This is a genomic window from Citrobacter sp. TBCS-14 (assembly GCF_005280805.1).
Lineage (GTDB): Bacteria > Pseudomonadota > Gammaproteobacteria > Enterobacterales > Enterobacteriaceae > Citrobacter > Citrobacter gillenii.
In genome coordinates this window covers 1-356 of sequence record NZ_SZWM01000874.1, presented here as the reverse complement: position 1 = coordinate 356, position 356 = coordinate 1, and the positions used below count along the sequence as shown (strand labels likewise).

The following is a 356-nucleotide window of genomic DNA, read 5'->3' as shown; positions in this document are numbered from 1 at the left end:
CTAAACGTGCTGAGAAAGCCCAAAAATTGCTTGATACAGAGCTTCTGAAAGATAGTTATATCGAAACGCTTGAAATGTTTAGTAAATTCAACTCTGTTAAACCTAGCTTATTTGGCGAACTTGAAACTCCAAGTAAAGTGATTGAGTTCATGGAAAAAAACGGAGTTAAACAAGGTAAATGGCTACGTCCTGAAGGGGTTGACGCTTGGTTCAAAGAACGAATCATCTGGTTCAAGAATAAATTGAAAGAAAAATAATTAATGATAAAGACTTTAGGCTTTACAGCTTAGAGTTTTTTTGATATACTTAGTACATCGAGTTAAGGAAAGAGGTAAAAACAATGGAACTAATTGAAT

1 protein-coding gene is annotated in these 356 nt (G+C 33.7%); it reads left to right on the top strand.

Annotated elements, in window-relative coordinates:
• The coding region (locus tag FDX22_RS21835) for a hypothetical protein (protein ID WP_222592551.1) at nt 1-257 on the top strand (257 nt) is incomplete at its 5' end.
• Between the last annotated feature and the right edge of the window lie 99 nt (nt 258-356).